We start from the raw sequence: 20,736 nt of genomic DNA, 5'->3' as shown, positions 1-20,736 counted from the left end.
AGCTATGAATTTTAATAATATAACAGGCAACATGAAAAGACTCTTTTTAGCAGTTTTGATCGCTTCTTTTTCTAATGGTTATGCTCAAGAGTTAAACTTACCTGCAGCTACACAATATTTAGCTGATAATCCCTATGTGATTTCTCCTACTTATGCAGGTATTGGTGATAATTTTAGATTGCGATTGAACGGTTTCTTCCAATGGGTAGGAATTGATGATGCTCCAGCCAATCAAGCATTATATGCTGATTTTAGGATATTTGATCAATCTGGAGTTGGACTTAACTTATATAACGATAAGAATGGTAATACGCAGCAAACGGGAGGTAAAATCTCGTTTGCTCACCATATCATTTTGGATTATCCAACGAAACAATACCTTTCGTTTGGTATGTCGGTAAATTTGAACAACTTTAGAATTGACCCGAATTTCACGACTGTTGATCCAAGTGTAACCAATGACCGTTATACTTCGAATACGAACTTTGATGCCAGTATTCTTTACCGAAGAGGTGGTTTCTTTGCAGCTTTCAATGCAAGTAACTTAGTTAACAAAGACATCAAGAAGTTTGCAACAAGTCTTAATGAACCGAATCTTTTAAGAAATTATCAAATTTACACTGGATATACATTCAGAGGAAATCGCAGTAGTAAAATGGAGTTTGAACCTTCGGCTTATTTTCAATTGTTTGAAAGTGACGGTCGTTCTTCTACGGATATCAACTTAAAAGCGCGTTGGTTGGATTATCAACGTACCGGTTATTTTTGGGGAGGTGTTACCTACCGTATGTTGAATGATCAACCATTAAAACCGTTATCTATTGGTCCAATGCTAGGTTTGAAAAAAGGAGGCTTCTATGTAGGGTATTCTTACCAGATTTTCACTGGTGAAATTCAAGCTTATTCATCAGGTACTCATATGTTAACTTTAGGATGGGATTTCTTCCAAGGAATTAGTAACTGTCCATGTACTCAAACTGCTGTTGCAGAAGATTAATTCAAATAAATTTAAATGCCAAAATGAAAACTTTATCAGACTTCAACTTTAGAGACAAAAAAGCCATTATTCGTGTAGATTTTAATGTTCCGCTTAATGAAAACTTTGAAGTAACCGATACTACTCGTATCGATGCTGCAAAACCAACCATAGACAAAATTCTAGCCGATGGTGGAAGCGTAATTTTAATGTCGCATTTAGGCCGTCCTAAAGGGGTTCAGGATGAATTTTCATTACGACATATAGTTGACAGAACTGCCGAGATCTTCGGCAGACCTGTTACTTTTGCTTCAGATTGTATCGGACACATTGCCCAAAATGCGGCACAGAATTTAAAACCTGGTGAAATCCTTTTGTTGGAAAACCTCCGTTTTTACAAAGAAGAAGAAGCTGGAGATGTAGATTTCGCAAAGCAATTGGCTTCTTTGGGAGACATTTATGTGAACGATGCTTTTGGAACAGCTCACAGAGCACATGCTTCAACAACAATTATAGCGCAATTTTTCAACGATAATAAGTGCTTTGGTACTTTGTTGGCGAAAGAGATTGAAAGTTTAAATAAAGTTCTTAATAATAGCGTTAAGCCGGTTACGGCTGTTTTAGGCGGAAGTAAAGTTTCATCCAAAATTACAGTTATCGAAAACATCTTGGATAAAATCGATAACATGATTATCGGTGGTGGAATGACGTTCACTTTTATTAAGGCTTTAGGCGGTAAAATTGGAAACTCCATTTGTGAAGATGATAAATTAGAATTGGCATTGGATATTTTGGCAAAAGCCAAAGAGAAAAATGTAAAAATTCTTCTTCCTGTTGATGTTGTTGCTGCTAACACTTTTGCCAACGATGCTCAAACTCAAATCGTTGACGTAAATGCCATTCCTGATGGATGGCAGGGTCTGGATGCAGGTCCAAAGTCTTTATCTGCTATTAAAGAGGTTATCCTTGAATCTCAAACTATTCTTTGGAACGGCCCATTGGGTGTTTTTGAAATGGATTCTTTTGCTAACGGTACAATTGAATTGGGTAATTTTATCGCTGAGGCTACTTCAAAAGGCGCTTTTTCTCTTGTAGGAGGTGGCGATAGTGTAGCTGCGGTAAAACAGTTCGGTTTTGAAGCAAAAATGAGTTATGTTTCAACCGGTGGAGGTGCCATGTTGGAAATGCTGGAAGGTAAGAATTTACCTGGAATTTCCGCGATAATGTGTTAATTATCCGATTTTTAACACTTTTTATCGATTTTTTACGTTTTAACTTCTTATGTTTGCAAACGTAACACAATTAATTGATTCATAATCACTTACAATAAATAAGCTTATGATTAAAAAAGGTTTTGCCCTAACGCTGCTATTTCTATTGCCAGTTTATAGTGCATTTTCACAAGAAACAATTCAGAAAGATTCTATTGTTAAGCCAGTTATAAAGATTTCCTATTTGGATTCGATTAAGAAAACATTCGTGGTAGATGCTACTACAGATTGTATCGAAAATCAATATATCAAGGAATTAACCTCAACACAAGAAATTTTTGATGGACTATTAACTGATATTAAAACACTCGATTTAAATACTCCAGTAGATTTTGAATTACCGACTGATGTATTCAAAGAAAGATTGCGTTTATTGGATGAGAAATCACCTTTTAACATCGATTATAATCCTCAATTGGAAAATTTAGTAAAGAGTTTTCTTAAAAACCGTAAGCGTTCGTACGAGCGTTTGATGGGTTTGTCACAATATTATTTCCCTATGTTTGAAGAGGCAATGGCGCGATATGATGTCCCTTTGGAAATCAAATATCTTGCAATTGTTGAATCGGCTCTAAATTCAAAAGCGGTTTCACGCGTCGGTGCTACAGGTCTTTGGCAATTTATGTATGAAACAGGTAAACAATATGGTCTGAAAATCGATTCATATGTTGATGAAAGAAGCGATGCGTATAAAGCTTCAGATGCAGCTGCACGTTATATGGCTGGGATGTACAAAATATTTGGTGATTGGGAATTGGTTTTGGCTTCGTACAATTCGGGTGCTGGAAACGTTTCAAAAGCCATTCGTAGATCGGGTGGTCACCAAAACTTCTGGAATATTAAAAATAAATTGCCTAGAGAAACACAAGGTTATGTTCCTGCTTTCCTAGCAACAATGTATATTTTCGAATACCATAAAGAGCACGGAATCGTTCCACAAAAGCCAGTAGCAAACCATTTGGAAGTGGATACTATTGCTGTGAAACGAAAAATTTCCTTCAAACAATTGTCTGATTTGTTGGATATTCCCACTTCAGACATCGAGTTTTTGAATCCATCTTACAAAATGAAAGTGATTCCTTATGTAACTGGAAAAACTAATTTTGTAACATTACCAAAGAAAAAAATCGCTGTATTTGCATCGAATGAAAGCAAATTGTATGCGTATGTTGATTATGAAGAAAGCAAACGCGAAAAGCGTTTTGTACCTACTCCTAAAGTGAAATCAAAAATTATTCGCGATACTTTGGTAACAGGCGCATCTTCAGAAGAAGCTATTGCAGCATCAAATCAAAAGACCAAATCTTTCAGTCGAACCAAAATCCATACTGTTAAAAGAGGAGATAATTTAGCTTCAATTGCTAATAAGTATGGTGTTACTATCAGAGAAGTAAAAGATTGGAACAATATTAAATCGAGTTCATTGCAGGCAGGTAGAAAACTTAAAATAAAAGTAGACGATCAAGATGTAGTAGCCGAAAAAGTTAAAAAAGCGGACTTGCCAATCAAATCTGATGGAATCGCGACAGTTGAAAAACCGGCAGATAAGAAATTGCCGAAGATTTCGGATGCTGAATCGAATATCGTTCCTGAACACGTTGTTGCCGAAGGTGAAACTTTGGTAACTATCGCAAAAAAGCACCGCATGTATGTAGCCGATTTGAAGAAATTCAACAATCTGAAAGACGGAAATATTAAAGTGGGTGAGAAGTTGAAGTTAAAAGCATCAACTGAAGTTTTTACAGATGTTAAAGAAGAGTCCATTGCTGCTGCAGATATAACTCACACAGTAAAAAAAGGAGAAAGTATTTTTCTTATCGCTAAAACCTATAAAGTTACGGTTGATGATGTTTTGAAATGGAACAATTTGACTACTACCAATATCAATGTGGGTGATGAGCTGAAAATTAATAAAGAACAAAACGCTATTGCTGAAACTACTAAGAAGAAAGTTGGTAAATACGAAGAGCAAGTATTGTATGTTGTACAAAAAGGAGATTCTTTGTTTAAGATTTCTCAAAAGCACAACACAACCGTTGCAGAAATTAAAAAGAAAAATAACATACAGGATAATGATCTTCAACCTGGCATGAAGTTAAAAATCTAAAAAAAAGGGAATCGTATGATTCCCTTTTTTATTATAATTTTGTCCAAAAGTAAAAGAATGGGATTGCAATTTAAAATAAAGCGTTTTAACGAACTTTCAATACATGAGCTATATGAAATACTTCAACTGAGAAGTGAGGTCTTTGTAGTGGAGCAAAACTGCGTATATCAAGATATTGATGGTAAAGATCAAAAGGCTATTCATGTATTAGGATATCTTGGAGAAGATCTAGCTACTTATTGTCGTTTGTTTACAGCAGGTGATTATTTTGATGAAAGTTCTATCGGGAGAGTAATTGTTTCACCAAAACACCGTGATAAAAAATTGGGACACGAACTGATGAAAGTCGCTATTGAAGCCATTAATAAAGAATTTAACACAAATACAATAACCATTTCAGCGCAACTGTATTTGCAAAAGTTTTATGAAGGCCATGGTTTTGTGAAAACCTCAGAAATGTATCTTGAAGATGATATACCGCATATAGAAATGAAAAAGCAATAGTTTAACTATTGCTTTTTCAGTATTTTATTGTAGTCAGCGGTATTGGCTAACAATTGCGTTGCTTTTTTAATTTCCGAATTGCTTTTCAAATAATACTGATATAATCCTTCTTTGTATTGGTATCTTAATATCAATTCATCTCGAAGTTGATTTAAAATTTCGGTTTTATTTTTGTCCAATTCGGTTTCTTCCGCTTTTTGAATTGCGGCTAATAATTGTTCGTATTGTAATTTGATAGCACCATCCAATTTATCCTTTTTAGCCTGCTCTAAGGTTTCTTTCAATAATTTTTCGGCTTGGTGTCAAAACTGAAGTTTTTCGCTTTTAAATAGGCTTTAAATTGATTAAAATCGGTTTCTGTCAATTCTCTGAAAGCTGAATTTTTGTTCACCCATTGCGTCGCAAAATCAAATATGGCATCATTTCTCTGTAACGCCTCTATAACTGCACTTTTTTTACTTTCTTCCAGTTCGACATCCGGTTGAATTCCTCCACCATCATAAACAGTTCGTCCAGCACGGGTTTTGAAAGCATTGTAATTTTTCGAATCGGTTTTGATGGCCTTGCCGTTGGCGTCTTTTTTAGAATAATTCAAGGCCTGAATACATCTGCCCGATGGGGTATAATATCGCGAAATGGTTACCTTTAGCTGAGTTCCGTAAGTTAATTCCAAAGGACGTTGTACCAATCCTTTTCCAAAACTTCGTGAACCAATTACAACCGCTCTGTCCAAATCCTGAAGTGCACCCGCAACAATTTCACTGGCTGAAGCACTTTTACCATCAACCAATATGGCCAATGGGATATTGGTATCCACCGGACTTCTGTTGGTTTTATAGGTATTATTGTGTTTTTGAATTTTCGATTTTGTAGTAACAATCACTTCACCACTGGGTACAAATAAATTACAAATATTCACGGCTTCGCCTAATAATCCGCCTGGATTACCACGCAAATCTAGAATGATTTGTGTTGCGCCCTGATCTTTTAGTTTCTCCAACGCATCTTTGGTTTCGGTTGATGCTTTGGCATTGAATTGTGTAAGTACAATATATCCAGTTTTGTCATCTACTTTCCCAAAATAAGGCACAGCTTTGATATCTACTTCATCCAAAATAATTTGCGCCTGTTTCGTTTCATTGTTGCGCTTGAATTTAATATCAATTTTTGTATTTCGACTTCCTTTCAAGAGCTGTGAAGCGTCTTCCTTGAAATCAGATAATAGAACATCTCCAATTTGAATGATTTCATCACCGGCTTTAAGTCCGGCCTTGTCAGCTGGGTAACTTTTATAGATTTCGCGTAAAATTAATTTACCATCTTTGCGTGTGGTCATTGCTCCAATACCAGTATATTCTCCCGTATTGTTGATTTTAAAACGCGCCACATCGGCTTCATTGAAATATACGGTGTACGGATCCAAATCATTCAGCATGCTTTTAATGGCTTTATCCATTAAATCGGCCGGATTGGTCTGATCCACATAATTCATGTTGACCGTTTTAAATAGTGTCGTAAAGATTTCTATTTGTTTGGCGATTTCGAAGAAATCTTCTTTAAAACTTACACCCACAAATAAAAACCCTCCCGCAATAACAGGAAGTATATATCTTTTCTTGATTGAAGCTAACATAACTACTCTTTTTTCTTGAAGAATCTTCGTTTAATGAAGACAAACATTCCTACGAAAATAAGAATAAACGGCCAAATACTGATGATACTTAACATAAAATTGGATAAACCATTGAAACCCTCTTTGATAGAATTCCAAATTTTACTTCCGTAGGAAACGGTTGCACCACTTTCGGAAGCATTTTTAGTATACATTTCAATTTGTATTGTACTCATCGAAATTCGATTTTGCATGTATTTTAATTGGCCTTCTTTGGCTTCCACTTCTTCTCTGATTTCTGCTAATTTTTTTTCAATTTCCAACATTTCAGATACTTTATTGGCTTTGGAAAGCAATTGCAAATAACGTTCTTCAAGCTTCTTTTTTGACTTCATTCTTGATTCCACATCGATGTATTCTTCCGTAACGTCTTGTTGTGAAATTTCTTTACGATCGAAATGTTGTACGCCTTTACTAATATCAGCAATAAAAGCATCAAAATGTTGATTCGGTATGCGAATGGTTAAATTGCGATAAACCGAAGCATCATTTTTGCCCGATTCGTCATTTTGAACAATGGCATTGTATTTCGATATGCCTTTCTGAAGGTTTTCATAGGAAGCATTCAAATCGGAAGATTCAAAACTTAAATTGGCTGTCTTGATGATTTTAACTGATGCTTTTTGTGGAGAGGCCTCAACAGCTGCAGCAGCAGAATCCACAGCGATTTCATAGTCAGCCGCCGCTTCGTAGTTTTTGGCTTTAGCATCTGGTTTCATAAGACTCACTTCAGAAACCATAACAGCTTCATCATAACTTTCAGCTTTCTCTTGACAAGAAATGGCAACTACGGCCATTGTTAGGAATAAAAATGGAATACGCATAAGATATAGAATTTATAAGGTTTAAGTTACAAATGTCTATATCAAAAACTTAGCCAAAAAAAAGGAGTGAATCCCGAATTTGATTTCTAATAGTTCAGTTTCCCCACGTGGCGCATTACACGTAATGTTTTGTTTTTGCGGCGTTCCACATAAGACGAAGAATTAATCGCTTTATATTTTCTAGGGTTGGGTAGAATTGCAGCAATAGAAGCTGCTTCATATTTGGTCAAATTATCGGCACTTTTGTGAAACCAGTATTTACTCGCTGCCTCGGCACCGTAAACACCATCTCCCATTTCAATACTGTTTAGGTAGACTTCCATGATACGTTCTTTACCCCAAATCAATTCGATAAGCATGGTGAAATAGGCTTCAAAAGCTTTACGGATGTAACTTCTACCTTGCCACAGGAAAACATTTTTAGCCGTTTGTTGCGATATGGTGCTTCCGCCTTTCAATTTTTTTCCTTTTAAATTTCCTTTCATGGCTTTGTTCATAGCACCAAAATCAAAACCGCTGTGTTTTAAAAACATTCCATCTTCACTGGCCACAACCGCTTTTTGTAAATTCATGGATATATTTTCTAGCGGAACCCAATCATGGTTGCAAACCATTTCTTTACCCGCTAATTTGTGTTCAATGGCACGGGTAATCATTAATGGCGTAATGGGTACGGGTACAAATTTGAACAACAAAACCAATGCCACAGAAATAATATTAAACCATATGAAAGCCTTATAAAGAAAGCGTTTTACTTTACCCCAGAAAGTCGTTGGAGCTGTTTTTGCTTTTGCTTTTGGTTTTGAATTTGACTTGGTTGTTTTTTTTGTTGCCATTACTTTATACTAAATCTGCTAATTCTTGTCCGGTTAAACTTCCGATTGCGACACCCATTCCGCCCATTCGTACACCACAGTACACATTTTCAGAAAGCGGTTTTACGATAGGTTTTTTATGCGAACCAACGCCCATGATACCGCTCCAACGGTGAGCAATAGTAAATTCGGTGGTGGGCAAAATTACAGTTTTTAATAATTCCTCCAATTTGTTTTGTATTAATTCTGTTTGTGCAAGACTAGTAGTAGTTTCACCTTCAAAATCCAGATTTCTGCCTCCTCCAAACAAAATACGGTCATTAATATTTCGGAAATAATAATATCCTTTGTCCAAATGGAATGTACCTTTGATATCTAAATTCGGAATCGGATCGGTAATCAAGACTTGAGCTCTGGCTGGTTTTACTTCTCCTTGCGTCAAATCTCCTGCAAAACCATTGGTAGCAAATAACAATTTTTTGGTTTTGAACTCGAAGTTGTTGACTTCTATTGTTACTCCATTTCCAGAATCAGTAAAATTCGTTACATTCTGATGGTTTAAAATCTGCACACCATTTATTTGCGCCTTTTTCAGTAAAGACTGCATCATGTTTCCGGTATCAATTTGGGCTTCAAACGGATTGAAAATGGTATATTCTTTAATGTTTTTAAATCCAAAGCGATCAACATTTTTTTCGAATACATCGCTTTTAAATAATGGACGCAAAATAGTATTGATGAATGGTAATTTTTGCAAACACTCATTGTAAGTACTGTCGTCGTTTTCTAAAAACAATTCATATCCGCCATGTGGTTTCAAATCGATCGCTTCATCGCCTAAGTTTTTGCGTAACAACTGAAGGCCGGTCCATCTTTTTTTAACGAGTTCTATCACTTCTTCTTCTGTATTTGATTTTAAGTCGTCAATGATTTCCGATAAACTTCCGAAACATGCAAAACCTGCGTTTTTTGTGCTGGCACCTTCTGGTAAAGTTCCTTTTTCCAGTACCAAAACTTTCGATTGTGGAAATCGTTCTTTCAAGGCAATAGCAGCATGAAGACCAACAATGCCGCTACCCACAATTGTATAGTCGACATTTGTAAACCAATTTTTTAATTCCCAATAACTTAAATTCATCGCTTAAAACTAATTTGAAATGTTGTGCCTTTTCCAATATCCGAATGCAAAACTCTGATTTTTCCTTTGTGGTATTCTTCTACAATACGTTTGGTTAAAGAAAGTCCCAATCCCCAACCTCTTTTTTTGGTAGTGAAACCCGGTTCAAAAATTGTTCGGAATTGGTTTTTTGGAATCCCTTTTCCATTGTCTCTAACTTTGATTTTCGCTACTTTTCCATCGTCATCGATTTGTATATCAATATTACCTCTTCCTTTCATGGCATCGATGGCGTTTTTTACCAAGTTTTCAATCGTCCAGCCATGAAGTGTATGATTCATTTTGATTGGGATTTCGTACTCTGGTGCCTTAAAGGTAAATTCGACCTGACCGGCAAATCGGGTTTGTAAATAATCAAACGATTTTCGAGTTTCCTCAACTAAATCTCGGCTTTCCAATATGGGTTCCGAACCAATTTTAGAAAATCTGTCGGTGATATTCTGAAGTCGGTCAATGTCTTTTTCAATTTCCTCTATCATGACCGGATCAATGTTGTCGGCTTTCATAATTTCCAACCAACCAATCAATGAAGACAATGGTGTGCCAATTTGGTGTGCCGTTTCTTTTGCCATACCTGCCCAAAGTTTATTTTCGGTAGATACTTTACTTGCGCGGTAATAATTGTATACCAATCCACCAAATAGCAAAATGATGAGTAACAAAGCGATTGGGTAGTATTTTAATTTGGTCAATAACGGTGAATTGGCATAATACAAATACCTGAACTTTCCTTTGTCGTATTCAATGGCAATTTTATTGTTCGAATTTTTATAGACATTCAGTAAGTCTCTTATTTTCTTCGGATTACTAATGATTTCTTCATCAATGTTGCTGGCGCCTAGTATACTATCATTGGCATCAGTTAGAATATTGGGAATGGTACTATTGTTCGTAATAATCTGCAACGGTAAGTCAACGTCTGTGTTGTCGCTGGCATTTTGAAGCGTTTTTTGCGCTGTAGCCCAAAGCTCCATTTTGTTGCGTTCTTCGTTCTTAAAGATTTGAAAAAAGGTGTACGTGTTCCACAAAATCAGCACCGTGATTAGGAACGAAGCGATTATTAAAATCCAGCGTGTAGTATTACTTCTGTCTGAGAAATTCATAGAATTTATTGAGTGGTTAAATATAGTAAAAATGCAATTGTTATCTTTGTTAAAAACCAACGGTAATGAAAATAAAACTTATTCTATTTTTTGGTTTGTGTCAATTAATAAGCTATGGGCAGGAAGATTTCGATCACAGTGGTTATTGGCCAAACGATTCGGAAGAAGCTTTAATAGGAGTTAAAAATTGTTACATCCGAAGTGAGCCTAGTACATCTGGATTGCTTTTGGATTCGCTTCAAATTGGCAACAAAGTTAGAGTAATAAAGAGTACAGAAAATCTATTGAAAATAAAAGGAATTACTACGAATTGGGCTGAAATTCAATACAAAACACCAAGAGGTGATTCGAAAATTGGGTATGTCTGGAAAGGATTTATAGCTTTGGGATTTGTATCTGGAAAGGAAGGCACTTTTTTGACCAACATCACTAAAATTAGACAAAAGAAGGACAAAGATAATTACACAGAACAGGTTTTATCGATAAATGTTTTTCTTCTTGATAATGAAAGGAGGATTGTTGCAGAAAAGACCATAGAAAAACCGATACTTGAAAGTCGTTACTTTGAGAATAAAGCTATAGGAAGTTTGGGGATGAATAATCTGAAAGATATTTACCGAATCAGTTTTAGCGGTGAAGCTTGTGGCGTTCCCAGTTACTACTTTTATTTTGGATGGACAGGAACCGAATTTTTGATGTTACCCGAGAAGATGGGAGTAGGTGACGCCGGTGTATTTTATCATTCTGAAACTTTTGTTTTTCCAAATGAACCCGGAGGCAAACCCAATTTGATCTTTAAAAATATTGAAGAAGCAGAGGTAGTGGAAGGTGTCGAATCTACTTTTGAAGTCTACGATATAACAAAATCAAAAGAAACGTACACATGGGATGGAAAAAAAGCAACATTAACCAAGACCCAAAAATTTAAGAAATTCAGAAAAACCTATAATTAATAATCTTTCTGATAACAAAATCGTTTAGTACTTTTGTTCCAAACCAATACAAAATGAAAAGTTTTTCTCCAAAAGATATTCCAACTCAACAATTACAAGGCTATTTACAAGGTGCTATTGCGCCAAGACCCATTGCTTTTGCCAGTACAATGGATGAACAAGGACGACCGAATTTATCTCCATTTAGTTTTTTCAATGTGTTTAGTGCCAATCCACCCATTTTAGTCTTTTCTCCAGCCAGAAGAGTAAGAGGGAATACAACAAAGCATACATTGGAAAATGCAATGGCAACGAAAGAAGTGGTGATCAACGTGGTGAACTATGATATTGTACAGCAAATGTCTTTATCGAGTACAGAATATGCTGAAGGTGTTAATGAATTTGAAAAAGCAGGATTAACGCCTATTCCTTCGGATGAAGTAAAACCATTTCGTGTAGCTGAATCACCAGTTCAATTTGAGTGTAAAGTGAATGAAATTATTCATCTGGGAACCGAAGGTGGTGCTGGAAACCTAATCATTTGTGAAGTGGTGCGTGTGCATGTGAATGAAGACGTTTTGGACGAAAATGGCGTGATTGATCAATACAAAATTGACTTGGTATCCCGTTTAGGTGGCAATTGGTATTCGCGTTCGAACCAAGGTTTGTTTGAAGTGCCAAAACCCTTGGTAACATTAGGAGTTGGTGTAGATGCTATTCCTAATTTCATTAAGAAAAGTAGCGATTTTTCGGGTAATGATTTGGGCATGCTTGGAAATATAGAAGCATTGCCAACTGAAGAAGAAATTGCTATCTTTGTCCAAGAAAATTTTACCGTGAAAGCGGTTTTGAGTGCAGATGATCGTCAGAAGGTCAATCAGTTAGCGAAAGAATATTTAGATAAACAAGACATACTTTCAGCATGGAAAGTATTATTGGCAAAGCAATAAATTTAGAGAAAATGGAAGTAACAGGAAGAATTAAAGTGATTAACCCTACACAGGACGTTAGCGCATCATTCAAGAAAAGAGAGTTGGTGGTTACCACCGAAGAGCAGTATCCACAACATATTATGATTGAATTCACTCAAGCAAAAGTGGATGATTTGAATAACTTCCAAGTGGGTGAGCAAGTGAAAGTTTCGATCAACTTAAGAGGCCGTGAGTGGACAAACCCTCAAGGTGAAACCAAATATTTCAATTCAATCCAAGGTTGGAGAATTGAACGTTTACAACAGGAAGCTCCATCGGCACAACAAATGCCTCCAATGCCTGCAGCTCAGGCTTTTGAACCGGCAACTTCTTTTAACGAAGAAGAGCATGATGATCTTCCATTCTAATCATTGATTGAAAAAGAACAAAAATCATTTCAAATCCCAAATTCTATTCTAAAAGGCTTTGGGATTTTCTATTTTAAGTTTCATAAATTGGAATTTGAAAATCTATCAGAATGTATTTAATCGATAAAGAATTGTACTTTCCACCTGTGGAGCAGACGTCCAAAGAAGGCGTATTGGCTGTAGGTGGTGATTTATCTCCAGAAAGACTACTTTTAGCTTACAAAAGTGGTATTTTTCCTTGGTTTGATGACGGTGATCCCATAATGTGGTGGTGTCCGGCTGATCGTATGGTTTTGTTTCCAGACGAATTCAAACCTTCCAAAAGTATGCGAAGTCTTATCAATAAAGGAATTTTTAAAGTAACGATGAACAAGTGCTTTAAACAGGTGATGCAAAATTGCCAACAAGTGTACCGTCCGGATCAATACGGAACATGGATTACCGATGAAATGATTGATTCGTACACTTTTCTACATGAAATTGGTCGCGCTAAATCGGTTGAGGTTTGGTTGAATCATGAATTAGTTGGTGGTTTGTATGGAGTAGATATGGATCATGTTTTTTGTGGAGAAAGTATGTTTTCGAAAGTCAGTAATGCTTCCAAAGTTGCTTTTGCCTACTTGGTTCAATATCTAAAAGCCAATGATTATAAACTATTGGATTGTCAGGTATATAATGATCATTTGGCTAGTTTGGGATGTCGAGAAATTGATCGTGAAGATTTTTTAGATATACTGAAAGAACACGTTTAAGCATTTAATTTCGGTAGGGTTCTGATGTATAATTCTTCCACTTTTTTTCTGGCCCAATCAGTTTTGCGTAAAAACGTCAAACTAGATTTTACTGATGGGTTTATTTTGAAACAATTAATCGGAATCAGTTCTTCCAAAGTGTCAAAACCATAGAAATCGACTAAGGTTTCAACGATTGTTTTTAAAGTAACACCATGTAGTGGGTCTTTATTCATTGCAATGGTTTTATTTAACGACAAAGGTATTAAAATTTCAACTTATGGAATTGCCAGTCTAGAGTATTGATAAGTATCAGTTCATTATCTAATACAGGTAAATCCAAAATCAATTTCAATGTTTCCTGTGCCATCATTGTTCCTATAATACCGGGAAACGTGCCCAAAACACCATTTAAACTGCAATTTGGGACATCTTCAGGGTTGGGTGGAGTAGGAAATAGATCCCGTAGATTTTTGGAGCCGCTATGATTAAAAACAGCCATCTGTCCTTCAAATCTTAAAATACTACCATATACCAAAGGCTTGTCTAGTTTCACACAAGTGTCATTTACCAGATAGCGGGTAGTAAAATTGTCACAACCGTCTACAATGATATCGAAAGAAGATACTATTTCATCTGCATTATCAACGTTTAGTTTTTCATTGTACACTAGGTAATTCACATTTGGATTCAAACGTTCTAATGTTACTTTTGCACATTTTGTTTTTAATACACCCACTGATTCTTCGGTATATAAAACCTGACGATGTAAATTGTGTAACTCCACCTTGTCGAAATCAACTATTCCGATGGTGCCTACTCCGGAAGCAGCTAAGTATTGTAGTATGGGGCAGCCCAATCCGCCAGCACCAATAACCAGCACTTTGGCTTTTTTTATTTGTAATTGTCCAGCTTCGCCTACTTCCGGCAAAAGCATCGGTTTTCCATATCGTAAAATATCAGTGATTGTAAGCATTGTCAATTTTAATTAAGCGTTTGAAATTACTACATGTACATTTTGTCCCAATCTTTCCAAACCGGCTCGTAGCCTTTTTGAGTTATAATTTGCGCAATTTGGTTGGCGGAACGTTCATCACTGGTTTCAAATTGTTCCAATGACTGCAGATCGACTGCATAACCACCCGGATTGGTTTTGGAACCGGCACTCATTGCAGTAACTCCGATTGGAATTATATTGTCACGGAATTTTTCATTTTCTCTCGTTGATATAGAAATCTCTAAATCTTCATTCCATAAACGGTAAGCACAAATCAATTGGAGTAAATCCCGGTCGTCCATAATGAAATTCGGTTCGATAATGCCTTCGGCAGGACGCAAACGCGGGAATGAAACCGAATACTTACTCTGCCAATAGGTTTTCTGGAGATAATTTAAATGTAATGCATTGAAGAAACTATCGGTGCGCCAGTCTTCCAATCCTAATAAAACACCCAAACCGATTTTGTGGATACCCGCTTTTCCAATTCTGTCCGGAGTTTCAAGTCGGTAATCAAAATTGGATTTTTTCCCTTTCGGATGATATTGTTTATAAACGTCCCGATGATAAGTTTCTTGATAGACCAATACACTGTGAACGCCCGCTTCATGCAATTGTTCATATTCCTCTTGAGAAAGGGGTTGAACTTCTACCGAAATATTGGCAAAATCATTTTTAATTTGTTCAACTGCATTTAGAAAGTAATGGATGTTTACGGTATAGTTGGCTTCTCCTGTTACTAATAAAACATGTTCAAATCCAGCTTTTTTCAGTTCGGCTACTTCTAATTTAATTTCCTTGTCGGTCAGGGTTTTCCTTTTGATTTTGTTATCGAGACTGAATCCGCAATAGGTACAGATATTTTGACATTCATTGCTCAAATACATAGGCGCATACATCTGAATGGTTTTACCGAAACGTTTTTGGGTTAATCGATGACTCATTTGTGCCATTTGTTCCAAATAGGGTTGTGCGGAAGGCGATAGCAATGCCATAAAATCATTGAGATTCCGTTTGTTTTTTGCCAATGCCGATTCAACTTCTTTTGAAGTCATTCGATAAATCAAAGTTTGTACCTCATCCCAATCGTACTGTTCAAAAATGGATGCAAAATGGGCCATATTATTCATTTAAAAAAGCAGTTAACGGACTAGATGCAACTGCTCGGTTGATGGATTGTGCCAATTGCGCTTGATACGCTTTACGACCTGCAATTACAGCTTCTTTAAATGCCTCTGCCATTAATTTCGGATTACCAGCAACAGCAATTGCGGTGTTTACTAAAACAGCATCAGCGCCCATTTCCATGGCACGGGAGGCGTGTGATGGAGCACCAATTCCCGCATCAACGATTACAGGCACTTTACTTTGTTCAATGATGATTTCTAGAAAGTCTTCGGTTTTTATTCCTTTATTACTTCCAATGGGGGAACCCAAAGGCATAACCGCAGCTGTTCCGGCATCTTCCAATCGTTTGCACAATACCGGATCGGCATGAATATAGGGTAATATAATAAATCCTAGTTTGGCTAATTCTTCTGTTGCCTTAAGGGTTTCTATCGGGTCGGGAAGCAGGTATTTTGGATCGGGATGGATTTCCAGTTTCAACCAATTGGTTTCTAATGCTTCTCGAGCCAATTGCGCTGCAAAAATGGCTTCCTTGGCATTTCGTGCTCCCGAAGTATTGGGTAATAAATTGATATGCGGATGCTTGATATGGGACAAAATAGCATCGGTTTCGGTTTCTAAATCGATACGTTTCAATGCTACAGTGACTAATTCACTTTCAGAAGCTAAAATCGCTTCCTCCATTTGTGTGTTGGAACCAAATTTTCCTGTTCCTAAAAACAAGCGGGAGCTAAATTCTTTATCGGCGATTTTTAATGTTGTCATATAATTTTGAGTTGAGTTGAGGAACGAGTTGAGGATTTTGAGTGAGTAAACCGGAGACGGCAACGCCGTAAATACCCGCTTTTAGTATAGGATGCACATCATCGAGTTGGATTCCTCCGATGGCATAGATTGGTGTTTTGATTTTTTTCGTCGCTAGTTTTGAAGCCACTTTTTTATAGCCTTCCAACCCTAAAATCGGACTAAGGTTTTCTTTTGTTGTGGTAAATTGGAACGGCCCCAAACCGATGTAATCGCATTTTTCTTCTACTCTTTGCAGGACCTCTTCGAGTGTGTTAGCGGTTCCGCCGATTATTTTATCCTTTCCTAAAATTGCTCGGGCTGTTTCTATTTTCATGTCGGTTAACCCTAAATGGATTCCATCAGCATTGATTTCATGAGCAATATCAACATGATCATTGATGATAAATGTCGCGGAGTAAGTGTCACAAAGTAGTTTTACCGTATCGGCAAGTTCCAATAATTCTTCTTTCTGTGCCTTTTTAAATCGTAATTGTATCCAGTCGCAACCGTGGTCTAGTGCTTGCCTGATGTTGTAGGTTTGCTCTTCGAAGGAATCTCCTTGAGAAATGTATTGTAGTTTACTTAGCATGATGGTATCCTAATAATGTGTTGTTTGTGTTTAAATAGTTTTCTATGTATTGTTTTGATTTTTGACAGGAAGTTTCTAATGAAAAGCCTAAGGCCATATTAGCAGCAATAGCTGAAGATAATACACAGCCTGATCCGTGTTTTTCTATAACAGTGGAAAGGTTTGGAGATAACGTAATTCGGTTGTTTTGACGGTATAAATAATCGGTTCCTAAGGCTGCTGAATTATGACCTCCTTTGAGTAAAACAGCACAGTAGTTTGAAAGCATTTGGGCATTATTTTCCGGTGTATTTTGTTGTGATGTCAATTTTAGAATTTCGATATAATTGGGTGTAATTAGATCGATTTGTTTTAAAATTCCGAGAAGTACTGCTTGACTTTCAACTGTAATGAAGTTGAAATTGGTGGTAGATTTCAAAACCGTATCCCAGATTATTTTGACTTGGGTTGACTGTTTTCGGATTTCAGCAATACAAGATTGCAAGTACTCCAAAGAAGGCATGATGCCAATCTTGACCACTTTGATCTCGTATTTTTTAAAAAGAGTTTGAATGGATTGAAGCACAAAATCGATATCGGTCCAATGCATTGCGTGGAATGCTTCTTCCGTTTGAAGGGTATTTCCGCTCATAATACCTAAGCCGTAGACCTGGTGTTGTTCGAATGTTTTGATATCGGCTAAGATACCAGCGCCCCCAGAGGGATCAAAACCTGCAATTGTTAGAACGAATGGGCGATTTGCTGACATTTTTTAAAACTTTCTAAAGGGTTACTACTGTTCCAAATGTATCCTAAAAGGGCTACCTCATCGAAACCGGATTGTAGGGTTTCGGATATGTTTTCAAGCGCTATTCCGCCCAAAGCTATTAGTTTGGTATTCCAATTGGTTCGGTGTTTGATATCAGTCAAGAGATTGGTTTGTGATTGGTAATTTGGCTTTGAAATACTGGGATAGATAGGGCTTAGAAAAGCATAGTCATAATCGTTGTGCAAGGCATTGAATTCTTCGATAGAATGTGTTGCAATCGAGAAACTAAATGCAGACGCATCTGTCCCTGTTTTCGGGTTATGCAATCGGGTAATTCCGAAGGCTTCAGCCAAATGATGATGACTATGCAACACCAATTGATTGCAACAATCTCTTCCAATGGCTGTCAGCAACGCGATCATTGCTGCTTCTGAATATTCAGGTTTTCGTACATGTAGCAACCTCAATCCATTGTCAAAAAGTGAATGGATGTGATTGATTTCGTTGGCAACAGCCGTTGGATTAGTGATTACAATCATCTTAGATGTAAATTTCTTTACCGGTTTCTATGAATTCTTCTGACTTTGCTTTCATGCCTTCTTCAGCGGCGGCTACATCGCGGATTTCCTGAGAGATTTTCATCGAACAGAATTTCGGTCCACACATCGAGCAGAAATGCGCTACTTTAGCACCATCGGCAGGTAGTGTTTCATCATGAAATTCTCTTGCGGTGTCGGGATCCAAAGCCAAATTGAACTGATCTTCCCATCTAAATTCGAATCGGGCTTTACTTAAGGCATTGTCGCGGTATTGTGCGCCGGGATGCCCTTTGGCTAAATCGGCTGCATGAGCTGCGATTTTATAGGTAATCACCCCGTCTTTTACGTCTTTTTTATTGGGTAAGCCCAAATGTTCTTTTGGTGTTACATAACATAACATGGCGCAACCATACCAACCAATCATTGCTGCACCGATGGCTGAGGTAATATGATCATAACCCGGAGCGATATCTGTTGTTAATGGACCTAATGTATAAAACGGTGCTTCGGCACAATGTTCCAATTGTTTGTCCATGTTTTCTTTGATCATGTGCATAGGTACGTGACCTGGTCCTTCGATGAATACTTGCACATCGTGCTTCCATGCTATTTTGGTCAGTTCTCCTAGGGTTTCCAATTCGGCAAATTGAGCGGCATCATTGGCATCAGCTATAGATCCCGGGCGTAATCCATCGCCCAATGAGAAAGCCACATCGTATTGCTTCATGATTTCACAGATTTCTTCGAAATGCGTGTACAAGAAGTTTTCTTTGTGATGGAACAAACACCATTTGGCCATGATGGAACCACCACGAGAAACGATTCCGGTAACACGGTTAGCTGTTAAGTGGATGAAGCGCAATAAAACTCCGGCATGAATGGTAAAGTAGGAAACTCCTTGTTCAGCTTGTTCAATCAGTGTATCACGGAAGATTTCCCAGGTTAAATCTTCGGCCACTCCTTTTACTTTCTCCAACGCTTGGTAAATAGGCACAGTTCCGATAGGCACCGGAGAATTACGTATAATCCATTCGCGGGTTTCGTGGATGTTTTTACCTGTCGATAAATCCATGATGGTATCGGCGCCCCAACGGCAAGCCCAGACTGCTTTTTCCACTTCTTCTTCGATAGATGAGGTTACGGCACTGTTCCCGATGTTGGCATTGATTTTCACCAAAAAGTTTCTTCCCACAATCATGGGTTCGCTTTCCGGGTGGTTGATATTGTTGGGAATGATGGCCCGACCGGCGGCTACTTCACTACGGACGAATTCGGGTGTGATTTTGCTTTTCGGTGTATTGGCACCAAAACTGTTTCCGGCGTGTTGGCATTGCATTGCTTTTTGTGCCGTTTCCAGTTGTTCTATACGTTGGTTTTCACGAATGGCGATATATTCCATTTCCGGAGTGATGATGCCCTTCTTGGCATAGTATAGTTGGGTTACATTGGCTCCCTTTTTAGCACGCATCGGTTTGTGTAGGTATTCAAAACGCAAATGATTCAGACTTTCGTCGTTCAAACGCATTTTGCCATAGTCTGAAGAGATTTCGGATAATTCCTCCACATCATTACGGTCTAAAATCCATTGTTCGCGAATACGGGGCAATCCTTTGCGCACATCGATATCGGCATTGGGATCGGTATAGGGGCCGGATGTATCGTAAACGGTAACCGGCGGGTTTTTTTCGATACCACCGTTCGATAATTTCGTATCGTGTAGCTGAATTTCGCGCATAGCGACTTTTATCGGGTGGATTTCACCGTCGATATAGACTTTTGTTGAGTTGGGAAAGGGTTTTCTGGAGATTTTTTCTTCGTTGGTCATGTTTGTTATGCGTTATGAATGATATGTTATGAGTTCTTAAAAGCGTTGATTTCCTGCCAGGGATGGAAGCGGATAGCACGTAAAGGTAAAAGCCGTAAGAAACAGGTTTTGAAAGTGGCGACCAGAGGAAGCAGCTTGCAAGGCTGTGTTTTGAGGCTTTTGACTGCGGACTTGTAGCTTACAGCCCGCCCGTGCAGCCTTATTATCCGCCTTGTGTGGCTGTGATGATTAGAATATCGTCGGTTTCAGACAGGACTGTAGTTGCCCAGTCGGTTTTGGGAATTACCGAATTATTGATGGCAAAAGCGATGCCGTTTTGTTTGTTGGGCAGCTCGAGATCGAGCAAAGCCTGAACGGAAAGCGTTGTTGCTTCGAAAATTTTGGTTTGATTGTTGATTTTTAGTTCCATTCCTGTTGTTTTAAGTAGATAACAAAACTTTAGGAATGGCTACAATGGTACCTAAAAGCACATTATGAAGTCATCTTACTTTTCCCTACGCTAGTATTAACCAGATCAGGTTCAGAGGGTAAAATCTCAGCCTACATTCCCGAAAACGAGAGTAGACACCCCTAAAGCGAGACAAATGTATGTTTTTTTTATTTAAGATGGTTCGACTTTTTAGAATTTAGGAGTTTATTATTTATGGTTTATGGTTGTTGAGGTTATCTTAAA

General features: G+C 37.5%; 21 protein-coding genes, 1 pseudogene and 1 riboswitch. Of the genes and pseudogenes, 8 read left to right on the top strand and 14 right to left on the bottom strand.

Features of this window, described 5'->3' with window-relative positions; all coding sequences use genetic code 11:
• Nucleotides 1-4 precede the first annotated feature (4 nt).
• The 4 genes from ACFO7M_RS04135 to ACFO7M_RS04120 all read left to right on the top strand — a co-directional run bounded on the left by ACFO7M_RS04135 (nt 5) and on the right by ACFO7M_RS04120 (nt 4,858).
• On the top strand, nt 5-997 hold the full coding sequence (locus tag ACFO7M_RS04135) for a type IX secretion system membrane protein PorP/SprF (RefSeq protein WP_379717799.1): 993 nt from the start codon (nt 5-7) through the stop codon (nt 995-997).
• Nucleotides 998-1,020: 23 nt separating this feature from the next.
• Nucleotides 1,021-2,208, top strand: coding sequence for a phosphoglycerate kinase (locus ACFO7M_RS04130; RefSeq protein WP_379734184.1), 1,188 nt, complete (start codon nt 1,021-1,023; stop codon nt 2,206-2,208).
• 106 nt (nt 2,209-2,314) lie between these two features.
• Nucleotides 2,315-4,354, top strand: a complete 2,040-nt coding sequence (locus ACFO7M_RS04125; protein WP_379734182.1) for a LysM peptidoglycan-binding domain-containing protein — start codon at nt 2,315-2,317, stop codon at nt 4,352-4,354.
• A 57-nt stretch (nt 4,355-4,411) separates the two neighbouring features.
• Complete coding sequence (locus tag ACFO7M_RS04120; protein ID WP_379734180.1) at nt 4,412-4,858, top strand: GNAT family N-acetyltransferase; 447 nt, start codon at nt 4,412-4,414, stop codon at nt 4,856-4,858.
• A gap of 5 nt (nt 4,859-4,863) precedes the next feature.
• On the opposite strand, the pseudogene ACFO7M_RS04115 reads toward ACFO7M_RS04120, so the two are convergent.
• From ACFO7M_RS04115 to ACFO7M_RS04095, 5 genes and pseudogenes are all read right to left on the bottom strand, one after another.
• A pseudogene (locus ACFO7M_RS04115) lies at nt 4,864-6,491 on the bottom strand (S41 family peptidase).
• A gap of 2 nt (nt 6,492-6,493) precedes the next feature.
• The gene (locus ACFO7M_RS04110; RefSeq protein ID WP_379717811.1) at nt 6,494-7,354 is read right to left on the bottom strand and encodes a DUF4349 domain-containing protein; all 861 of its coding nucleotides are present in this window, start codon (nt 7,352-7,354) and stop codon (nt 6,494-6,496) included.
• An 86-nt stretch (nt 7,355-7,440) separates the two neighbouring features.
• Entirely contained in the window at nt 7,441-8,190 is a 750-nt protein-coding gene (gene mtgA, locus ACFO7M_RS04105; protein ID WP_379734179.1) for a monofunctional biosynthetic peptidoglycan transglycosylase, read from the bottom strand.
• Nucleotides 8,191-8,194: 4 nt separating this feature from the next.
• Nucleotides 8,195-9,307, bottom strand: coding sequence for an NAD(P)/FAD-dependent oxidoreductase (locus tag ACFO7M_RS04100; protein WP_379734177.1), 1,113 nt, complete (start codon nt 9,305-9,307; stop codon nt 8,195-8,197).
• On the bottom strand, nt 9,304-10,449 hold the full coding sequence (locus ACFO7M_RS04095; RefSeq protein WP_379717817.1) for a sensor histidine kinase: 1,146 nt from the start codon (nt 10,447-10,449) through the stop codon (nt 9,304-9,306). Before ACFO7M_RS04095 ends, ACFO7M_RS04100 begins: the two co-directional genes overlap by 4 nt.
• 65 nt (nt 10,450-10,514) lie before the next feature.
• Here ACFO7M_RS04095 and ACFO7M_RS04090 point away from each other — a divergent pair, with 65 nt between their 5' ends.
• The 4 genes from ACFO7M_RS04090 to aat all read left to right on the top strand — a co-directional run bounded on the left by ACFO7M_RS04090 (nt 10,515) and on the right by aat (nt 13,472).
• Nucleotides 10,515-11,402 (top strand): SH3 domain-containing protein, encoded by an 888-nt coding sequence (locus tag ACFO7M_RS04090; protein WP_379734175.1) that lies wholly within the window; start codon nt 10,515-10,517, stop codon nt 11,400-11,402.
• 53 nt (nt 11,403-11,455) lie between these two features.
• Nucleotides 11,456-12,331 (top strand): flavin reductase family protein, encoded by an 876-nt coding sequence (locus ACFO7M_RS04085; RefSeq protein WP_379734173.1) that lies wholly within the window; start codon nt 11,456-11,458, stop codon nt 12,329-12,331.
• Between the two features lie 11 nt (nt 12,332-12,342).
• On the top strand, nt 12,343-12,720 hold the full coding sequence (locus tag ACFO7M_RS04080; RefSeq protein WP_379719025.1) for a DUF3127 domain-containing protein: 378 nt from the start codon (nt 12,343-12,345) through the stop codon (nt 12,718-12,720).
• Nucleotides 12,721-12,830: 110 nt separating this feature from the next.
• Nucleotides 12,831-13,472, top strand: coding sequence for a leucyl/phenylalanyl-tRNA--protein transferase (aat, locus tag ACFO7M_RS04075; RefSeq protein ID WP_379734171.1), 642 nt, complete (start codon nt 12,831-12,833; stop codon nt 13,470-13,472).
• Here the strand turns inward: aat and ACFO7M_RS04070 are convergent.
• The 9 genes from ACFO7M_RS04070 to thiS all read right to left on the bottom strand — a co-directional run bounded on the left by ACFO7M_RS04070 (nt 13,469) and on the right by thiS (nt 20,472).
• Nucleotides 13,469-13,687: a VF530 family DNA-binding protein gene (locus ACFO7M_RS04070; RefSeq protein WP_379717825.1), complete on the bottom strand. Its 219-nt coding sequence runs from the start codon at nt 13,685-13,687 to the stop codon at nt 13,469-13,471. The two genes, aat and ACFO7M_RS04070, sit on opposite strands and share 4 nt — an antisense overlap.
• Before the next feature lie 29 nt (nt 13,688-13,716).
• Complete coding sequence (locus ACFO7M_RS04065; protein WP_379734169.1) at nt 13,717-14,427, bottom strand: HesA/MoeB/ThiF family protein; 711 nt, start codon at nt 14,425-14,427, stop codon at nt 13,717-13,719.
• Between the two features lie 29 nt (nt 14,428-14,456).
• Nucleotides 14,457-15,569 carry a 2-iminoacetate synthase ThiH gene (thiH, locus tag ACFO7M_RS04060; protein ID WP_379734497.1) on the bottom strand — a complete coding sequence of 371 codons (1,113 nt, stop codon included), beginning with the start codon at nt 15,567-15,569 and terminating at the stop codon, nt 14,457-14,459.
• A 1-nt stretch (nt 15,570) separates the two neighbouring features.
• On the bottom strand, nt 15,571-16,341 hold the full coding sequence (locus ACFO7M_RS04055) for a thiazole synthase (protein WP_379734167.1): 771 nt from the start codon (nt 16,339-16,341) through the stop codon (nt 15,571-15,573).
• Nucleotides 16,316-16,951 (bottom strand): thiamine phosphate synthase, encoded by a 636-nt coding sequence (locus ACFO7M_RS04050; protein WP_379734165.1) that lies wholly within the window; start codon nt 16,949-16,951, stop codon nt 16,316-16,318. The genes ACFO7M_RS04055 and ACFO7M_RS04050 overlap by 26 nt, the downstream gene beginning before the upstream one ends.
• Nucleotides 16,941-17,699, bottom strand: a complete 759-nt coding sequence (locus ACFO7M_RS04045; protein ID WP_379734163.1) for a hydroxymethylpyrimidine/phosphomethylpyrimidine kinase — start codon at nt 17,697-17,699, stop codon at nt 16,941-16,943. The genes ACFO7M_RS04050 and ACFO7M_RS04045 overlap by 11 nt, the downstream gene beginning before the upstream one ends.
• Nucleotides 17,672-18,238, bottom strand: coding sequence for a thiamine phosphate synthase (locus ACFO7M_RS04040; protein ID WP_379734161.1), 567 nt, complete (start codon nt 18,236-18,238; stop codon nt 17,672-17,674). Before ACFO7M_RS04040 ends, ACFO7M_RS04045 begins: the two co-directional genes overlap by 28 nt.
• Before the next feature lies 1 nt (nt 18,239).
• On the bottom strand, nt 18,240-20,063 hold the full coding sequence (gene thiC / locus ACFO7M_RS04035) for a phosphomethylpyrimidine synthase ThiC (protein WP_379734159.1): 1,824 nt from the start codon (nt 20,061-20,063) through the stop codon (nt 18,240-18,242).
• Nucleotides 20,064-20,265: 202 nt separating this feature from the next.
• Nucleotides 20,266-20,472, bottom strand: coding sequence for a sulfur carrier protein ThiS (gene thiS, locus ACFO7M_RS04030; RefSeq protein WP_379734157.1), 207 nt, complete (start codon nt 20,470-20,472; stop codon nt 20,266-20,268).
• Nucleotides 20,473-20,537: 65 nt separating this feature from the next.
• A riboswitch (TPP riboswitch) is annotated at nt 20,538-20,645 on the bottom strand.
• Between the last annotated feature and the right edge of the window lie 91 nt (nt 20,646-20,736).

It is taken from the genome of Flavobacterium sp. GCM10023249, from assembly GCF_042653365.1.
Taxonomy (GTDB): Bacteria; Bacteroidota; Bacteroidia; order Flavobacteriales; family Flavobacteriaceae; genus Flavobacterium.
The sequence above is the reverse complement of the archived record's forward strand: the minus strand, read 5'-3'. Positions and strand labels throughout refer to the sequence as shown.

Bases quoted from the DNA above. Each gene is read 5' to 3' on its own strand.
- ACFO7M_RS04040 (WP_379734161.1), bottom strand. From the start codon at position 18,238: ATGATTGTAATCACTAATCCAACGGCTGTTGCCAACGAAATCAATCAC.
- ACFO7M_RS04130 (WP_379734184.1), top strand. From the start codon at position 1,021: ATGAAAACTTTATCAGACTTCAACTTTAGAGACAAAAAAGCCATTATT.
- ACFO7M_RS04125 (WP_379734182.1), top strand. From the start codon at position 2,315: ATGATTAAAAAAGGTTTTGCCCTAACGCTGCTATTTCTATTGCCAGTT.
- ACFO7M_RS04095 (WP_379717817.1), bottom strand. From the start codon at position 10,449: ATGAATTTCTCAGACAGAAGTAATACTACACGCTGGATTTTAATAATC.
- ACFO7M_RS04065 (WP_379734169.1), bottom strand. From the start codon at position 14,427: ATGCTTACAATCACTGATATTTTACGATATGGAAAACCGATGCTTTTG.
- ACFO7M_RS04070 (WP_379717825.1), bottom strand. From the start codon at position 13,687: ATGAATAAAGACCCACTACATGGTGTTACTTTAAAAACAATCGTTGAA.
- thiS (WP_379734157.1), bottom strand. From the start codon at position 20,472: ATGGAACTAAAAATCAACAATCAAACCAAAATTTTCGAAGCAACAACG.
- ACFO7M_RS04050 (WP_379734165.1), bottom strand. From the start codon at position 16,951: ATGCTAAGTAAACTACAATACATTTCTCAAGGAGATTCCTTCGAAGAG.
- aat (WP_379734171.1), top strand. From the start codon at position 12,831: ATGTATTTAATCGATAAAGAATTGTACTTTCCACCTGTGGAGCAGACG.
- ACFO7M_RS04120 (WP_379734180.1), top strand. From the start codon at position 4,412: ATGGGATTGCAATTTAAAATAAAGCGTTTTAACGAACTTTCAATACAT.
- thiH (WP_379734497.1), bottom strand. From the start codon at position 15,569: ATGGCCCATTTTGCATCCATTTTTGAACAGTACGATTGGGATGAGGTA.
- ACFO7M_RS04135 (WP_379717799.1), top strand. From the start codon at position 5: ATGAATTTTAATAATATAACAGGCAACATGAAAAGACTCTTTTTAGCA.
- ACFO7M_RS04110 (WP_379717811.1), bottom strand. From the start codon at position 7,354: ATGCGTATTCCATTTTTATTCCTAACAATGGCCGTAGTTGCCATTTCT.
- ACFO7M_RS04085 (WP_379734173.1), top strand. From the start codon at position 11,456: ATGAAAAGTTTTTCTCCAAAAGATATTCCAACTCAACAATTACAAGGC.
- mtgA (WP_379734179.1), bottom strand. From the start codon at position 8,190: ATGGCAACAAAAAAAACAACCAAGTCAAATTCAAAACCAAAAGCAAAA.
- thiC (WP_379734159.1), bottom strand. From the start codon at position 20,063: ATGACCAACGAAGAAAAAATCTCCAGAAAACCCTTTCCCAACTCAACA.
- ACFO7M_RS04045 (WP_379734163.1), bottom strand. From the start codon at position 17,699: ATGTCAGCAAATCGCCCATTCGTTCTAACAATTGCAGGTTTTGATCCC.
- ACFO7M_RS04080 (WP_379719025.1), top strand. From the start codon at position 12,343: ATGGAAGTAACAGGAAGAATTAAAGTGATTAACCCTACACAGGACGTT.
- ACFO7M_RS04100 (WP_379734177.1), bottom strand. From the start codon at position 9,307: ATGAATTTAAGTTATTGGGAATTAAAAAATTGGTTTACAAATGTCGAC.
- ACFO7M_RS04055 (WP_379734167.1), bottom strand. From the start codon at position 16,341: ATGACAACATTAAAAATCGCCGATAAAGAATTTAGCTCCCGCTTGTTT.
- ACFO7M_RS04090 (WP_379734175.1), top strand. From the start codon at position 10,515: ATGAAAATAAAACTTATTCTATTTTTTGGTTTGTGTCAATTAATAAGC.